12 protein-coding genes are annotated in these 14,551 nt (G+C 73.5%); 8 read left to right on the top strand and 4 right to left on the bottom strand.

The annotated features are described in order from the left end of the window. Positions 1-150 precede the first annotated feature (150 nt). Entirely contained in the window at positions 151-2,421 is a 2,271-nt protein-coding gene (gene betT, locus BLT67_RS00270) for a choline BCCT transporter BetT (RefSeq protein WP_092664591.1), read from the top strand. An 84-nt stretch (positions 2,422-2,505) separates the two neighbouring features. Next, complete coding sequence (locus tag BLT67_RS00265) at positions 2,506-2,742, top strand: dodecin family protein (protein WP_092664588.1); 237 nt, start codon at positions 2,506-2,508, stop codon at positions 2,740-2,742. Positions 2,743-2,890: 148 nt separating this feature from the next. On the opposite strand, the gene BLT67_RS00260 is transcribed toward BLT67_RS00265, so the two are convergent. After that, the gene (locus tag BLT67_RS00260) at positions 2,891-4,372 is read right to left on the bottom strand and encodes an HNH endonuclease (RefSeq protein ID WP_092664586.1); all 1,482 of its coding nucleotides are present in this window, start codon (positions 4,370-4,372) and stop codon (positions 2,891-2,893) included. Between the two features lie 526 nt (positions 4,373-4,898). On the opposite strand from BLT67_RS00260, the gene putP reads away from it, so the two are divergent. From putP to BLT67_RS00245, 3 genes are all read left to right on the top strand, one after another. After that, positions 4,899-6,482, top strand: a complete 1,584-nt coding sequence (gene putP, locus BLT67_RS00255) for a sodium/proline symporter PutP (protein ID WP_092664584.1) — start codon at positions 4,899-4,901, stop codon at positions 6,480-6,482. Between the two features lie 174 nt (positions 6,483-6,656). After that, positions 6,657-8,075, top strand: coding sequence for a M1 family aminopeptidase (locus tag BLT67_RS00250; RefSeq protein WP_157674064.1), 1,419 nt, complete (start codon positions 6,657-6,659; stop codon positions 8,073-8,075). A 33-nt stretch (positions 8,076-8,108) separates the two neighbouring features. Continuing rightward, entirely contained in the window at positions 8,109-8,822 is a 714-nt protein-coding gene (locus BLT67_RS00245; RefSeq protein ID WP_092664577.1) for a ZIP family metal transporter, read from the top strand. A gap of 72 nt (positions 8,823-8,894) precedes the next feature. Here the strand turns inward: BLT67_RS00245 and BLT67_RS00240 are convergent, their stop codons facing one another. Together BLT67_RS00240 and BLT67_RS00235 are read right to left on the bottom strand one after the other, a co-directional pair. Continuing rightward, a complete protein-coding gene (locus BLT67_RS00240) occupies positions 8,895-10,595 on the bottom strand; it encodes an ABC1 kinase family protein (RefSeq protein ID WP_092664574.1) in 1,701 nt (566 codons plus the stop codon). Between the two features lie 101 nt (positions 10,596-10,696). After that, complete coding sequence (locus tag BLT67_RS00235; protein WP_092664571.1) at positions 10,697-11,263, bottom strand: PadR family transcriptional regulator; 567 nt, start codon at positions 11,261-11,263, stop codon at positions 10,697-10,699. Positions 11,264-11,381: 118 nt separating this feature from the next. Between BLT67_RS00235 and BLT67_RS00230 the strand changes: the two genes are divergently transcribed. Further along, a complete protein-coding gene (locus BLT67_RS00230; RefSeq protein ID WP_092664568.1) occupies positions 11,382-12,119 on the top strand; it encodes an NYN domain-containing protein in 738 nt (245 codons plus the stop codon). Positions 12,120-12,139: 20 nt separating this feature from the next. On the opposite strand, the gene BLT67_RS00225 is transcribed toward BLT67_RS00230, so the two are convergent. Next, positions 12,140-12,598 carry a nitroreductase family deazaflavin-dependent oxidoreductase gene (locus tag BLT67_RS00225; protein ID WP_092664565.1) on the bottom strand — a complete coding sequence of 153 codons (459 nt, stop codon included), beginning with the start codon at positions 12,596-12,598 and terminating at the stop codon, positions 12,140-12,142. Positions 12,599-12,752: 154 nt separating this feature from the next. Here BLT67_RS00225 and BLT67_RS00220 point away from each other — a divergent pair, with 154 nt between their 5' ends. Together BLT67_RS00220 and BLT67_RS00215 are read left to right on the top strand one after the other, a co-directional pair. Next, complete coding sequence (locus BLT67_RS00220) at positions 12,753-13,349, top strand: DnaJ family domain-containing protein (protein WP_092664562.1); 597 nt, start codon at positions 12,753-12,755, stop codon at positions 13,347-13,349. Positions 13,350-13,398: 49 nt separating this feature from the next. After that, entirely contained in the window at positions 13,399-14,541 is a 1,143-nt protein-coding gene (locus BLT67_RS00215) for a diaminopropionate ammonia-lyase (RefSeq protein ID WP_172801947.1), read from the top strand. Positions 14,542-14,551: the final 10 nt, after the last annotated feature.

The raw sequence follows: 14,551 nt of genomic DNA, 5'->3' as shown, positions 1-14,551 counted from the left end.
GAGCCGTTGGCCCGCCGCACGATGCGTCGCTCGGGCCGCACCGCAAGGGCACGGAATCCGCACTCCTCCCCCGCCGCCCACAGCGCTACAGTCGCGTTGTCGCCGCGTGTGCGCGCCGCATGCCCGTGATGGAGGGATGTGTGAACGCTGATGCCTGAGGATGACCAGCGGAACGACGACCGCTCGAGCCGGGCCCCGCATCCGCCGCTCGAGCGCAGCAGGTTCGGCGGCACCGAGCGCCGCCCGGAGCGACCGCGCGACGAGGCGCCGGTCTCGCGCAGCGACCTCAGCAAGGGGCCGGCCGAGCTCATGGAGCACCGCGAGGCGCGCGTGCACTGGCGGGTCCTGCTCATCGCATCCGCCGTGATCATCGCGTTCTCGATCTGGGCGATCGCCATGCCCGGCAACGCGCGCGACACGATGCAGGACGTCGTCGCGTGGATCGCCACGAACCTCGGCTGGTACTACGTGCTCACCGTCACCCTCGTGATCGGGTTCGTGCTGTGGGTCGCGCTCTCGAAGGAGGGCAAGGTGCGGCTCGGGCCCGACCACTCGCGCCCCCAGTACGGCCTCTTCACGTGGGTCGCGATGCTCTTCGCCGCGGGCGTCGGCATCGACATGCTCTTCTACTCGGTCACGGGCCCCGTCGTGCAGTACCTCGACCCGCCGAGCGGCGAGGGGCGCACGATGGCCGCCACGCAGGACGCGGTCGTGTGGACGATGTTCCACTACGGCATCGCCGGCTGGTCGATGTACGCGCTGCTCGGCATGGCCATGGGCTACTTCGCCTACCGCTGGGGCATGCCGCTGTCGATCCGCGCCGCCCTCTACCCGCTGCTCGGCAAGCGCGTGCGGGGACCGCTCGGCGACAGCATCTCGACGGTCGCGCTCGTCGGCACGGTCTTCGGCGTCGCGACGTCGATGGGCATCGGCGTCGTGCTGCTCGGCGTGGGCTTCTCGCTCATCTTCGGTCTGCCGCAGGGCATCGCGCTGCAGATCGGGCTCGTGATCGTCGCCGTCGTGCTCACGATCGCCGCCACCACCTCGGGCGTCGACAAGGGCATCCGCTGGATCTCGGAGCTGAACCTCTGGAGCGCGGCCGCGATGATGCTCTACATCCTCGTGACCGGCCAGACGGCCTACCTGCTCAACGCGCTCGTCGAGAACATCGGGCGCTTCCTCGTGACGCTGCCCGAGCGCACGCTGCAGACGTTCGCCTACGAGCCCGACGGCGCCGAGTGGATGGGGGGCTGGACGCTCTTCTTCTGGGCGTTCTGGCTCGCGTGGGGCCCGTTCGTGGGCGTCTTCCTCGCGCGCATCTCGCGCGGCCGCACGCTGCGCGAGTTCGTGATCGCCGCGATCACGGCGCCCGTGCTGTGCGACTTCATCATGGTGTCGCTCTTCGGCAACTCGGCGCTCTACGAGGTGATCGTCAACGGCAACGAGGCGTTCGCCCAGCTCGCCGTCGACAGCCCGGAGCAGGGCTGGTACGCGCTGCTCGACATGTTCCCCGGCGCGATGTTCCTCATCGGCCTCGCGACCCTCTCGGGCCTGCTGTTCTACCTGACGAGCGCCAACTCGGGCGCGATGGTGATGTCGAACTTCTCGTCGTCGATCCCCGAGCCCTCGCAGGACGGCCCGAAGTGGCTGCGCATCTACTGGGCGCTGCTCACGGCGCTCCTGACGATCGCGATGCTGCTCGCGGGCGGCGTCACGACCATGGAGTACGCGACGCTCATCTTCGCGCTGCCGGTGACGATCATCGCCTACCTCGTCATGTTCTCGTTCTCGAAGGTGCTGCGCATGGAGCGGGCGGAGCGGCAGGGCGAGGTGCTGCGGCGGCGCAGCGTCGCCTCGAGCGGCGGCAGCGTGCCCGAGCGCTCGTGGCGGCAGCGGCTCGAGCGCATGCGCGCCTTCCCGTCGCAGCGGCAGGTCGCCCAGTTCCTCGACCGCACGGTGCGGCCGGCGCTCGCCGACGTCGCCGCCGAGTTCCGGGCGCAGGGCTACGAGGTCGAGACCGACCGGATGGCCAACACGACGACCGGCATCGACGAGCCGTACCTGCGCGTCTCGATGGATGAGTTCCGCGACTTCCACTACCAGGTCGCCCTCGTCGAGGCTCCGGTGCCGATGTTCGGCGGCCGCATGTCGCGCGAGACGGACGTCTACTGGCGGCTGGAGGTCTTCACGCAGACCGGCTCGGGCGGCTACGACCTCATGGGCCTCACGAAGCAGCAGATCATCGACGACGTGCTCGACCGCTACGAGGCGCACCTCGCGTTCCTCGCCGCGACCGAGGAGTCGGACGTCGCATCGGTGCTCACCCCGCGCATGCCGCATGCGACGGGCACGCTGCCGGCGCTGCCGAAGGGCGCCGACGACGTGCAGGACCTCGACGACCCCGGGAAGCCGCGCGACTGATCCGGGGGTTCCCAAGCGCCGGCTTCCGCGATTGGGTGGCGGAGCGAGGGGCATCCTCGCACTACCCGACGACGAGGAGGACCGATGGCTTCCATCGCGAGGATCACCACCATCAGCGCACGCTCGGAGCAGAGCTTCGAGGATGCGGTCAAGCAGGGCATCGCGCGCGCAGGCGAGACACTGCGCGGCATCGAGGGCGCGTGGGTCAAGGACCACGTCGTCAACATCAAGGACGGCACGATCACCTCGTGGCAGGTGACGCTCGAGGTGACGTTCGTGCTCGACGACGCCGGCGCGCCCGTCGACGCCAGCAGCGACTGAGCCCGCGCGGTTCGGGTCGGGGAGGTCGGCGCTCGCCGGCCTCCCCGTTGCGACCGATCGGTCGGCGTCAGCGCGGCGCTCCGGGGCGGGCGTGCACCGACCGGCAGGTCGACGCCTCCATCGCGAGGGGCTTCGCCCCGCGTTCGGCTCAGAACGGCAGGAGGTCTCCGGCGCCGGCCTCGTCCGGGAGCCCCCATTCCTCCGCCTTGTCCCCTGAACTCTCCACGAACACCGGTCCCACGCTCGACGGCTCGTCGACGTAGATCGCGCCGGTGGGCGAGGTCCAGGTCAGCACGCCCGGGCTCGTCTGCCCGACCTTCCATCGCCTGGCGTGGGAGAGCTGGGCGCCTTTGAGGGTGTGGTGGCGTCTGCAGAGGTGGGCGAGGTTGTCGTGGCAGGTCGTGCCGCCCTCGGCCCACGGCTTGGTGTGGTCGATGTCGCAGCGGCGGGCGCGCTGCCCGCAGCCTGGCCATCGGCAGTGCTGGTCGCGGGCACGCAGCAGCCGCTTGAGCTGGCTGGAGGGCGTGTAGGAGTCGACGGCGAGCACCTGGCCGGTGAGCGGGTCGGTGAACAGCCGCGCCCAGCTGCTGGCGCGCTCGGCGAGGATGCGGGCGGTCTCCGGATCCAGCGGTGCGCCGTTCGCGAGCCGCGCGACCGCCGCCTCGAGGCCCGCCATGGGCTCCCCGTCACCGTTGTCGCCGGTGAGGACGGGCGCGGGGATGAGCACGCTGACCTCGGCGCGGATGCCGTGCAGGCCGGTGTCGGTGGGGTCGGCGGTCAGCAGCAGGTCGGCCAGCAGGTCGGCGCGCAGCAGGTCGGCGCGCAGCTGGTCGAAGGTGCGCCGGTCGCGGCCGCCGTCGGCACCGACCGGCGCCTCACCGACGGCATCGGCGCCGTTCCCGGGCGTGTCGGCGGCATCGGCAGCCCGGTCCGGCGCGCCCGCGCGCGCCCGAACCGACGCCTTGGCCATCTGGGTGAGGCGGTCGTGGATGCCGTGCGCGAGCGCGGTCGGCAGCAGCGCGCGCAGCATCGACATGCCGTCGTCGAGGTCGCTCACCCACACGCCGCGCTGCTCGCGGGCGGTGCGGTGCCGCTCGACGAGCGGCTCCGCCAGGTGCTGCTCGAGCTCGCGCCGCGCGATCGCCCGCAGTCGGCCCGGGGTGGTCTGCTCGGCGTGCGGCAGCAGCGCCGCTTCGAACGCCTCCCGCGCCGCCGGATCCTGGATCGGCGCGCCGATCTCCGCGATCACGGCGACGTGGCCGCGGTGGATGCGCGCCTGTCCCCACGCCTCCACGGTCGCGGGCCAGCGGCCGGTGTCGGCCATCGCGGCGTTGAGCTCGGCCTCGACGGTGCGGTCGGAGCGGCGCTGCCGCAGCCCGAGCTCGCACGCGGCATCCCGCAGCCCCACCGCCGGGTCGAGGCGCTCCTCGAGCGCATCATCGACCGCGACGTGGCCGATGCCGGCGAGCAGGTGCGTGCGCATCGCCTGCAGGCCCGCGATCGCGGCGTCGATCTCGACGACCGCGCGCATCGCCGTCTCGGACACGTCGCGCGGCGTGGGGCCGTCGGCGCCGGAGCCGCGCACGGGCTCGGGCTCCTGCCCGTCCCGCGGCGTCGCGTCCGTCGTCATGCAGGCATGCAACCACGGGCCACCCACGCGGCCCGACCGGTGGGGACAACCCGCCCGGGCCGACGGCAGGTCTCGAGACGCGAGCGCCTCCGGCGCGCGCTCCTCGACCGGCGAGGGAGCGGCGAGCGCAACGGGCGCGGTCTCGAGACGCGAGCGCCTCCGGCGCACGCTCCTCGACCGGCGAGGGAGCGACGAGCACCACGGGAGCGGGCGCGGGTCTCGTGACGCGAGCGCCTCCGGCGCGCGCTCCCCGACCAGCGAGGGAACGGCGACGGGCGCGGGTCTCGTGACGCGTGCGCCTTCGGCGCGCGCTCCTCGACCGACGAGGGAGGAGCGAGCGCCTCAGGGTCTCGAGACGCGTGCGCCTTCGGCGCGCGCTCCTCGACCGGCGAGGGAGCGGCCGCTCGGGAGCCCATGAGCGGATCTCAGCGCTCCGTACCCCAGAGGCGCATGTGCGTGGGCTGGGAGTAAGGTTGACGGCTGACGAATCCGCATGCACGACTGAAGAGACTGAAGAGAGACGACGATGTCCGACATCACATTCCAGCTGCTCGCGATCGCGGTGTACTTCGCCGCGATGATCGCGATCGGGATCTACGCCGCGCGGAAGACCAAGAGCCACGAGGACTACATGCTCGCGGGGCGCGACCTGAACCCGTTCACGGCAGCCCTGTCGGCCGGCGCATCGGACATGTCCGGCTGGCTCATGATGGGTCTTCCCGGTGCCATCTACGCCGCGGGCCTCATCGAGGCGTGGATCGCGATCGGCCTCACGATCGGCGCCTTCCTCAACTGGCAGTTCGTCGCGCCGCGCCTGCGCGCCTACACGGAGGTCGCGCGCAACTCCATCACGATCCCGAGCTTCTTCGAGAACCGCCTCCGCGACCGCACGCGCCTGCTGCGCCTCGTCTCCGGCGTCATCATCCTCGTCTTCTTCACCTTCTACGTCTCCTCGGGCATGGTCGCCGGCGGCGTCTTCTTCGAGTCGTCCTTCGGCTCCGAGTACATCTGGGGCATGCTGCTCGTGAGCGGCGTCACGCTGCTCTACACGCTCTTCGGCGGGTTCCTCGGTGCTTCGCTGACGGATGTGGTGCAGGGCCTGATGATGTTCCTCGCGCTCATCATCATCCCGGTCATGGCCTTCGTGACGGTCGGCGGCCTCGGCGGCGTGCAGCAGGGCATCGCCGACTCGGGCGCCGAGCTCACCGGCCTCTTCCCGGCCGACATGAACGGCATGGTCGTGCTCGGCATCGTCTCGGCCCTCGCATGGGGCCTCGGCTACGTCGGCCAGCCGCACATCATCGTGCGCTTCATGGCGCTCAAGGACGTGCGCTCGGCCAAGGCCGGCCGCAACATCGGCATCAGCTGGATGGTCATCTCGCTCGTCGGCGCCGTCGTCTCGGGCTTCATCGGCATCGCCTACGTCCAGCAGCAGGGCATCGCGCTCGACAACCCCGAGACGGTCGTGCTGCTCATGTCGCAGGCGCTCCTGCACCCGTTCGTGGCCGGCCTCGTGCTCGCCGCCGTCCTCGCCGCGATCATGTCGACGCTCTCGAGCCAGCTCATCGTCTGCTCGTCGGCGCTCGTCGAGGACCTCTTCCAGGTGTTCGTGAAGCGCCAGCCCTCGCAGAAGGTGCTCGTGCTCCTCGGCCGCGCGTGCGTGCTGCTCGTCGCCGTCATCGCGGCGATCCTCGCCATCACGCCGAACGACACGATCCTCGGCCTCGTCGGCTTCGCCTGGGCGGGCTTCGGCGCCGCCTTCGGCCCGATCGTGCTCTTGAGCCTCTACTGGCGCAAGCTCACCAACTGGGGCGCGCTCGCCGGCATGATCGTCGGCGCCGCGACCGTCTTCATCTGGGACGCCATCGAGAAGGCGAACACGGTGGAGGGCGTGATCGCGCCCGGCTTCGAGGCGTTCACCCTCTACGAGAGAGTCCCGGGCTTCGTGCTCAACCTCGTCGTCGCCATCGTGATCAGCCTCTTCACGCACCGCCACGACGAGGAGGTCGACGAGGAGTTCACGCGCACCGGCTCGATCGTCATCTCGGGCGGCACCGCCGAGTCGCACGTGAGCCGCGCGGCCGCCGCCGACCGCAACGTGCTCCCCTGACGTCGGCGGGGATGCATCCCCGCTGATCCGCGGATGCCTACGACGACCGCGCGGCCCCGAGCCGCGCGGTCGTCGCCGTCCGGCGGGGCATCCCGTCACCGGGTGTGGCTACCCTGGGCGCAGTCGGCCGGCGCAGGCCGGCGGAGCCATCGCGACCTGGGGCGGGTGATCGAGATGACGGCAGTGCCGCGCGCCGCGCTCGAGCACGCACACGCATCCGCCTCCCACGCATCCGCCTACCCCGCATCCGCATCCCCCGCATCCCGGCCCCCCGCATCCGGCGACCCGACCTGGAGCGCGCAGCACTACGACCTCGAGCTGCACTGCGACGTGGCCGTCAACCGGCTCGAGGGCGTGGCCCGCATCGTCGGGCGCGCAGCGGGCGATCTCGACGCCCTCGAGCTCGACCTCGTGGGCCTCGCCGCGACCGCGGTCACGATCGACGGCGCCCCCGCCGCCTGGACGCAGCATCCCGAGCGGCTCGAGCTCCGCCCGGCCGCGCCCATCCCCGCGGGTGCGTCGTTCGCCATCGAGGTCGCGTACGGCGGCTCCCCCGCGCCCCGAGCCACACCGTGGGGCGAGGTCGGCTGGCGGCATCGCGGCGAGGGGGCGATCGCCGCGGCCGATGCCGGAGCGGCTCCCACGTGGTACCCGTGCAACGACCGGCTCTCGGATCGCGCCACGCTCCGCATCCGCATCACCGCCGAGCAGCGCTGCCGCGCGATCGCGACCGGCGCGCTCGTGGAGGAGACGACGGATGCGGGCCGCACCGCCCGCACGTTCGTCACGCGGGCGCCCACCGCCCCCGCGCGCACGTCGCTGCACCTCGGCCGCTACCTCCGGGGCGCCGCCACCCGGGCGGCCGTGCCGCTCGTCGCCTACGTGCCGTCGGCGCTCGGGCCGCGCGCGCTCGGCGACCTCGCCGTGGTGCCGCGCATGCTCGCGTGCTTCGTCGAGCGCTTCGGCCGGTACCCGTTCGACGACTACACGATCGTCGTCGCTCCCGACGCGCTCGAGCGGCCGCGGGAGTCGCTCGCGGGCGCGGTGCTGCGCGCCGACCGCGTCGACGGCTCGCCCGCCGCCGAGCGCCCGCTCGCGCACCTGCTCGCCCACCAGTGGTTCGGCGCCGGGGTCGGCGGGGCCGACCTGCAGCACCGCTGGCTCGACGACGGCCTGGCCCGCTACGCCGAGTGGCTGTGGTCCGAAGCGGCGGGCGATGCCTCGACCGACGCGCTCGCGCACGAGCACCACGAGCTCCTCGCCGATTCGCCCCAGGACTTCGCGCTCACGGATCCCCCGCCCGAGCTGCTCGTCGACGACCGCATCGGGCACCGGGGCGCGCTCCTCGTCCACGCGCTGCGGGTGGCGCTCGGCGACCTCCCCTTCTTCGCGCTGCTGCAGGCGTGGGCCGCGCAGCACGCGCACGGCCCGGTGACGACCGACGACTTCCGACGGCTCGCGGGTGCGCACGCCCGCGCGGGCACGTCGCTCGACGCCCTGCTCGACGCCTGGCTGCTCGACCCCGCGCTCCCGCCGCTCCCCTCTCGCGCGCGGCGCGGCCGGGGCGAGCGCGCTCGACTCCGCGGCCGCTGACCGCAGCGGCGCTACGCTCCAGTCGGAGGACGCATGCTCGAATCGCTGCTGTGGGGCGGCATCGCCGCGAGCTCGCTGCTGGTGGGCGCGCTGCTCGCCGCGGTGCGCAGCTGGTCGGAGCGCGCGGTAGGCCTCGTGCTCGCCTTCGGCGCCGGCGCGCTCATCGCCTCGGTCGCGTTCGAGCTCGCCGAGGCAGGCCTCGCCGAGGGCGGCCCACTCCCCGTGGGCCTCGGCCTCGCTGCCGGCGCCGTCGCGTACGTCGCGGCGGACCGCGCCGTCGAGCGCTGGTCCGGGCGGCGCGGCGGCGGCGCCGGCGGCGTCCCGCTCGCGGTCGGTGCGCTGCTCGACGGCGTGCCCGAGCAGGCGGTGCTCGGCATCGGCATCGGCGCGGGCGACACCGTGAGCCTCGCGCTCCTCGTGTCGATCTTCGTCTCGAACCTGCCCGAGTCGATCGGCTCGTCGAGCGACATGCTGCGCGCGGGCCGCTCCCGCCGCTTCGTGGTGCTGCTCTGGTCGGGCGTCGCGCTCGTGAGCGTCGCCGCCGCGGCCACCGGCACGGCGCTGGCGGATGCGGCGTCGGGCCCCGCGGTCGGGTTCGTCGACGGCATCGCTGCCGGCGCGCTGCTCGTGATGCTCATCGACGCGATGATCCCGGAGGCGCAGTCGAAGGCGAAGGACCTCGCGGGGCTCGCGACGGTCGTCGGCTTCGCGGTCGCTGCGGGCCTGTCGCTGCTCGGCGAGGGCTGAGCGAGCACGCCGACCGAGCACGCCGACCGAGCACGCCGCCCGGGCACGCCGAGGATCGCTGGAGCAGGCGCCTCAGGGCTCCCGGGAGCGCGAGCGGCCGATGACGCCCGCGAGCACCGCGTGCGCGAGCGGCACGACCGACGCGACCATGAGCACGGTGCCGAGCACCGCATCCGTCGACCGCACGATCGCGCCGGCGACCAGCAGGCCGGTGAAGAGCAGCGCGGAGACGACGCGGCCGGTCGCGCGCTCGAGCCGCGCGACGCGGCGCTCGAGGCGCGGCGACTCGACCGCGAGCCGGCCCTCCTCGGCGCGAGTCGCGAGGCGGTCGAGACGGCGCGGGAGCCCGACGACGAGCCGCGCGAGCGCGAGCGCCTCGTCGACCGCAGCGCGCGCGAGGTTGCCGCGCCCGTCGCGCACGAGGCCCGCGGCGTAGGGCTCGACGGCGTCCCACAGGTTGAAGCGCGGGTCGAGCGAGCTGCACACGCCGGAGGTGAGCGACATCGCGCGGATGACGAGCAGGAAGTGCTCGGGCAGCTGGAACGGCAGCGAGCGCATGAGCTCCTGGAACTCGAGCGCGAAGTCGCGGAACTCCCGCGGGTCGACCTCGCGCAGCTCGGCGAAGCCCATGCCGCCGAAGCGCGCGAACGCCTTCGTCATCGCCCGCTCGAGCTCTGCGGTGTCGGCCGAGGGCAGGAGCGCTCCCACCTCCTGGATCGCGGCGACGAGGCCGCGGCCGTCGCGCGCGGCCGCCGCGATGAGCAGCGAGCGCAGCCCGCTGCGCGTGCTCGCCGGGATCTCGCCCATCATCCCGAAGTCGATGAAGGTCAGACGCCACCGCGGCTCGCCGGGAGCCGCGTCCGGGGTCGGCGTGACGAAGAGGTTGCCGGGGTGCGGATCGGCGTGGAAGAAGCCGTGCACGAACAGCTGGTCGAACATGACGGATGCGAAGGCCTGCGCGACCTCGGACGGGTCGATGCCCGCTGCCCGCAGGGCGTCGACGTCGGTGAGCTTGATCGCCGTGACGTCGGCGAGCGTCAGCACCTGGCGGGTCGTGCGCTCCCACACGACGTGCGGCACGGCGACGCGCGGGTCGTCCTCGAAGGCCGCGGCGAAGCGCTCGGCGCTCGCCGCCTCGTGCAGGTAGTCGACCTCCTCGAGGCTCGTCTGCGCGAACTCCTCGACGAGCGCCTGCGTGTCGACGCGCCGGGCGACGATGCGCACGCGGCTCAGCCAGCGCGCGACGACGCGCAGCGCCTCGAGGTCGGTGTCGACGATCGCCCGGATGCCGGGCCGCTGCACCTTCACCACCGCATCCGCCCCGCCCACCATCGCGGCGTCGACGTCGGTGAGGGTCGCGCGATGGGCCTGCCCGAGCGACGCGGCGGCGAGCGGCCCGGGGTCGATCGCCGCGTACGCGCGCTCGAGCGGCATGCCGAGGTCGCGCTCGATCGCGGCGCGCAGCGGCGCGAACGGCACGGGCGGCGCCTCGTCCTGCAGGCCCTCGAGCTCGCGCGTGATCTCGGGCGGCAGCACGTCGAGCCGCGACGAGAGGAACTGGCCGACCTTGATCATGAGGCCGCCGAGCTCGACCGCGAGCCCGTGGAAGCGGCGCGCGAGGCGCGTGAGCCGCGCGGCGCGGCCGCGCGCTGCGAGGCCGGCGAGCCCGAGCCTGGGCAGCAGCACCTCGAACCACCACATCGTCGCGAGGTGTCGGGCGGCGAAGCGCAGGATGCGGCGATAGCGGGCGCGCGTCGGGGCGGCGTTCGTCATCGGCTCTCCTCGCCCCCGGCGAGCCCGCGACGACCGGCGCCGCGCGGCGCGAGGACCGCCTCGATCGTACGGCCGCGGGCCGTCGCGCGCGCGGGCAGGGCTCAGCCCTGCGCGAGGATCGCGTAGATCTTGCGGCGCGCCTCATCCAGCAGCGCCACCGCCTGCTGCACCTGCTCGGGCTTGCCGGTGCGGCCGACCTGCGCGGCCGCCTGCGCGAGCTCGACACCCGCCTTGGCGAGCGCCCCAGGGCCGGCGCTCTCTCGCTCGCTCGACGCGTGCCACGGCGCCTTGCCCTCCGCCGCATCCGCCTCGGCCCTGCCGCCCTCGGTGAGCGAGTAGGTCTTGCGGCCCTCCGACTCGTGGGCGTCGATGAGGCCCTCGTCGGCGAGCAGCTGCAGCGTCGGGTAGACCGACCCGGGGCTCGGGCGCCAGCTGCCGCCGCTGCGCTCCTCGATCTCGCGGATGATCTGGTAGCCGTGCATGGGCCGCTCGGCGAGCAGCGCGAGCACGGCGGCGCGCACGTCGCCGCGCCCCATCCTCGGGGTCGCCCGGCGGTCGAACGCCGCCCGCAGCTGGTCCATCGCCTCCCATACGTTGGGGCCGTTCGGCCGGCCGGGGCCGAATCCGTGGCCCTCGCCGAAGCCCGCTCCTGCGAATGATCCGTGCATGATGCCCTCCGCTCCATCGCGTCCTGACGACTGTCAACGATATGTCGTTGGCGCGGCGCGCGGAAGAGGTGACTTCGCGGTGCACGGATGCGAGGGATGCGCTTGCCATGCTGGCGCCATGGCGAAGTCCGCAGACCTCCTGGCCGTCCTCATCGACGCCGACAACGTCTCCTCGGCGAGGATCGGTGCCGTGCTCGGCGAGATCGCGCAGTACGGCACCGCGTCGGTCAAGCGCGTCTACGGCGACTGGACGACGTCGAACCTCAGCGGCTGGAAGGCCGCAGCGAGCGAGCACGTGATCCAGCCGATCCAGCAGTTCGCCAATACGACCGGCAAGAACGCCACCGACAGCGCCCTCATCATCGATGCGATGGACCTGCTGTACACGGGACGCTTCGACGCGTTCTGCATCGTGTCGTCCGACAGCGACTTGACGCGGCTCGCCTCGCGCATCCGCGAAGCGGGCGTCACGGTGCACGGCTTCGGCGAGCGGAAGACCCCGCCCGCGTTCCGCAACGCGTGCGATCAGTTCACCTACCTCGACCTGCTCGCGGAGCCCGACACAGAGACGGCCGTGCCGACGGTGCGGGAGCGAACGCCGACGAAGCAGCTGCGCGCCGACACGAAGCTCGTCGCCGGTCTGCGAGCGAGCACCTACGCGGCATCCGGCGAGGATGGATGGGCGAACCTCGGCGCGATCGGTGCCCTGATGCGCAAGCACCAGCCCGACTTCGACTCGCGTGATTGGGGCTACGCGAAGCTGTCGGACCTCGTGCGGGCGACCGAGCTCTTCGAGGTCGCGCCCCGGCCGGGCGGCGGGGTGCAGGTGCGCGACCGCAAGGCCGCTGCGGCGTAAGGCGCCGCCCCGCCCGGGACCTACACCCGCTCGAGCACGACCACGGGAGTGTGGTGCCGGCGCTGCGACAGCGACTCGACCTCGCCCCAGCCGGTCGCGCGCTCGAAGCGCGCCCACAGCTGCTCCCGCTCGTCGCCCGTCGCCTCGCGGCCGCGCACGCGCACCGGTCCGTCGACCGTGTCGACGGTCGTCTCCGGCTGCGCCTTGAGGTTGAGCCACCACGCCGGGTCGGCCTCGGCCCAGCCGTTCATCGCGAGGGTCGCGAAGCCGCCGTCGTGGTCGAGGTAGCCCACGATCGCGACGCGCGGCTCCCCCGACTTGCGTCCCACCGTGTGCAGGCGCAGCATGCCCATCTTGCCGTCGCGACGGGGCCGCGCGAGCCCCTTGCCGGTGGTGCGGTAGAGCAGGCGGTGGCCGATCCAGGCGCCGCGCACGAACCAGCGCGGCGGCACCTTCGGCGTGGTCGGTGTCGCAGCCATGATGCCTCCAGGATCCGCCTGTCCCTCGCCTCAGCGTAGACGTGGACGTCGCGATGCGGCAGTGCTGATGCCGCGGTGCGCGAGGCGCCGTCGGAGCCTCCGGCGCGCCCGGCGCCCCGTTGAGCCACCCACGCACCGGCGCTAGCGTCGACGCATGGCAGGCGGCGAGCCATCCGAGCACGACCGCATCGCGGATGCGGTGCGGCGCCTCGAGCGGGCGGAGGAGGCCGAGCGCGACGCCGACGACCGCGCCCGCCTGCGCCGCGAGGCCGCGGCGGCGCGCCGCTCCGAGCTCGAGCGCGCCGCGATCGTCGACACCGCGATCCAGCAGGCCATCCGGCGCGGCGAGTTCGACGACCTGCCGGGCACCGGCAAGCCCATCCCGGGACTCGACCGCCCCTACGACCCCGACTGGTGGATCAAGCGCAAGATCGAGCGCGAGCAGCTGCAGGGCCTCGGCCCGGCGGCGCTCACGCTGCGCGTCGAGGACGCCGAGCTCGAGCAGCGGCTCGACGCGCTCGGCAGCGAGGCGGATGCGCGCGAGCTGCTCGAGGACTTCAACGCGCGGGTCGTCGAGGCACGCAGGCAGCTGCTCGGCGGTCCGCCCGTCATCACGGCGACGCGCGACGTCGAGGCCGAGCTGAGCGCGTGGCGCGAGCGCCGTGCCGCGCGGCTCGCGGAGCAGCGCGAGCGCGACGCGGCCGAGCGTGACGCCGCCCGCCCGCGCCGGCGCTGGTGGCGGCGCCGCTGACGATCGAGACCCGCTCGACCCTCGCAGGTGCATGGGCCAAGGTGGAGCCATGAGCCGCACCGCAGGTGTCTACCGCAACCCGACCGCGCGCGATTGGCGCTGCGAGCCCGTCACCGGCATCGCCGAGTTCCACGCGAGCCTGCCGAGCTACGCCCCCACGCCGCTCGTCGAGCTGCCGGAGCTCGCGCGCGAGCTCGGCGTCGGCCGCGTGTTCGTCAAGGACGAGTCGGCGCGCATGGGCCTGCCCGCCTTCAAGGCGCTCGGCGTCTCGTACGCGATCGTGCGCGCGCTCACCGAGCGCCTCTCCCCCGGTGCCGAGCCGCTGCCCGTCCACGAGCTGCGCGAGCGGCTGCACGGCAGCGGCGTGACCCTCATCGCCGCGACCGACGGCAACCACGGCCGCGCCGTCGCCCACCTCGCGGCCATGCTCGGCGTCGCCGCCGAGATCTTCGTGCCGTCGACCGTCACCGAGACGGCTCGGCATGCGATCGAGGGCGAGGGCGCGACGGTGCGCGTGCTCGGGGCGCCCTACGACGAGGTCGTCGCGGCCGCGGCGGATGCGGCGGCCGACGACCCGGATGCGCTCCACATCCAGGACACCGCGTGGCCCGGCTACCACGAGGTGCCGCAGTGGATCGTCGACGGCTACGAGACGCTCTGCGCCGAGGCCGACGAGCAGCTCGCCGAAGCGGGCGCCGAGCGCCTCGACCTCGTCGCGGTGCCCGTCGGCGTCGGCTCGCTCGCGCAGGCCGTCGTGCGCCACTGGCGCTCCGCATCCGTGCCCGACGGGCGGCGGCAGCCGACGATGCTCTCGGTCGAGCCCGAGCTCGCGCCGACGCTCATCGCCTCGCTCGAGGCGGGCGAGCCCGTCGGCGTCGAGACGGGCGGCACGATGATGCTCGGGCTCGACTGCGGCACGCTCTCGGAGCTCGCGTGGCCGATCCTGCGCGACGGGGTGGATGCGGCGGTGACGGTGACCGAGGACGACGCGGCGCGCGCGGTGCACGACCTGCAGCGGCTCGGCGTCGACGCCGGGCCGTGCGGCGCGGCGTCGCTCGCGGGGCTCCGGGCGCTGCGCGCGGCCGAGCACGAGACCGGCGACGCCGCCGAGCTGCTGCCGGCCGACGCCGTCGTGCTGCTGCTCTCGACCGAGGGCTCGGCCGCGAACCCGCTGCCGGAGCGCTACCGCTGACCGCCGGCCG

Origin of the sequence: Agrococcus carbonis (genome assembly GCF_900104705.1) — a bacterium.
Lineage (GTDB): Bacteria > Actinomycetota > Actinomycetes > Actinomycetales > Microbacteriaceae > Agrococcus > Agrococcus carbonis.
The sequence above is the reverse complement of the archived record's forward strand: the minus strand, read 5'-3'. Positions and strand labels throughout refer to the sequence as shown.

Coding starts and splice junctions, on each gene's coding strand:
- betT (WP_092664591.1), top strand. CDS start 151: ATGCCTGAGGATGACCAGCGGAACGACGACCGCTCGAGCCGGGCCCCG.
- BLT67_RS00265 (WP_092664588.1), top strand. CDS start 2,506: ATGGCTTCCATCGCGAGGATCACCACCATCAGCGCACGCTCGGAGCAG.
- BLT67_RS00260 (WP_092664586.1), bottom strand. CDS start 4,372: ATGACGACGGACGCGACGCCGCGGGACGGGCAGGAGCCCGAGCCCGTG.
- putP (WP_092664584.1), top strand. CDS start 4,899: ATGTCCGACATCACATTCCAGCTGCTCGCGATCGCGGTGTACTTCGCC.
- BLT67_RS00250 (WP_157674064.1), top strand. CDS start 6,657: ATGACGGCAGTGCCGCGCGCCGCGCTCGAGCACGCACACGCATCCGCC.
- BLT67_RS00245 (WP_092664577.1), top strand. CDS start 8,109: ATGCTCGAATCGCTGCTGTGGGGCGGCATCGCCGCGAGCTCGCTGCTG.
- BLT67_RS00240 (WP_092664574.1), bottom strand. CDS start 10,595: ATGACGAACGCCGCCCCGACGCGCGCCCGCTATCGCCGCATCCTGCGC.
- BLT67_RS00235 (WP_092664571.1), bottom strand. CDS start 11,263: ATGCACGGATCATTCGCAGGAGCGGGCTTCGGCGAGGGCCACGGATTC.
- BLT67_RS00230 (WP_092664568.1), top strand. CDS start 11,382: ATGGCGAAGTCCGCAGACCTCCTGGCCGTCCTCATCGACGCCGACAAC.
- BLT67_RS00225 (WP_092664565.1), bottom strand. CDS start 12,598: ATGGCTGCGACACCGACCACGCCGAAGGTGCCGCCGCGCTGGTTCGTG.
- BLT67_RS00220 (WP_092664562.1), top strand. CDS start 12,753: ATGGCAGGCGGCGAGCCATCCGAGCACGACCGCATCGCGGATGCGGTG.
- BLT67_RS00215 (WP_172801947.1), top strand. CDS start 13,399: ATGAGCCGCACCGCAGGTGTCTACCGCAACCCGACCGCGCGCGATTGG.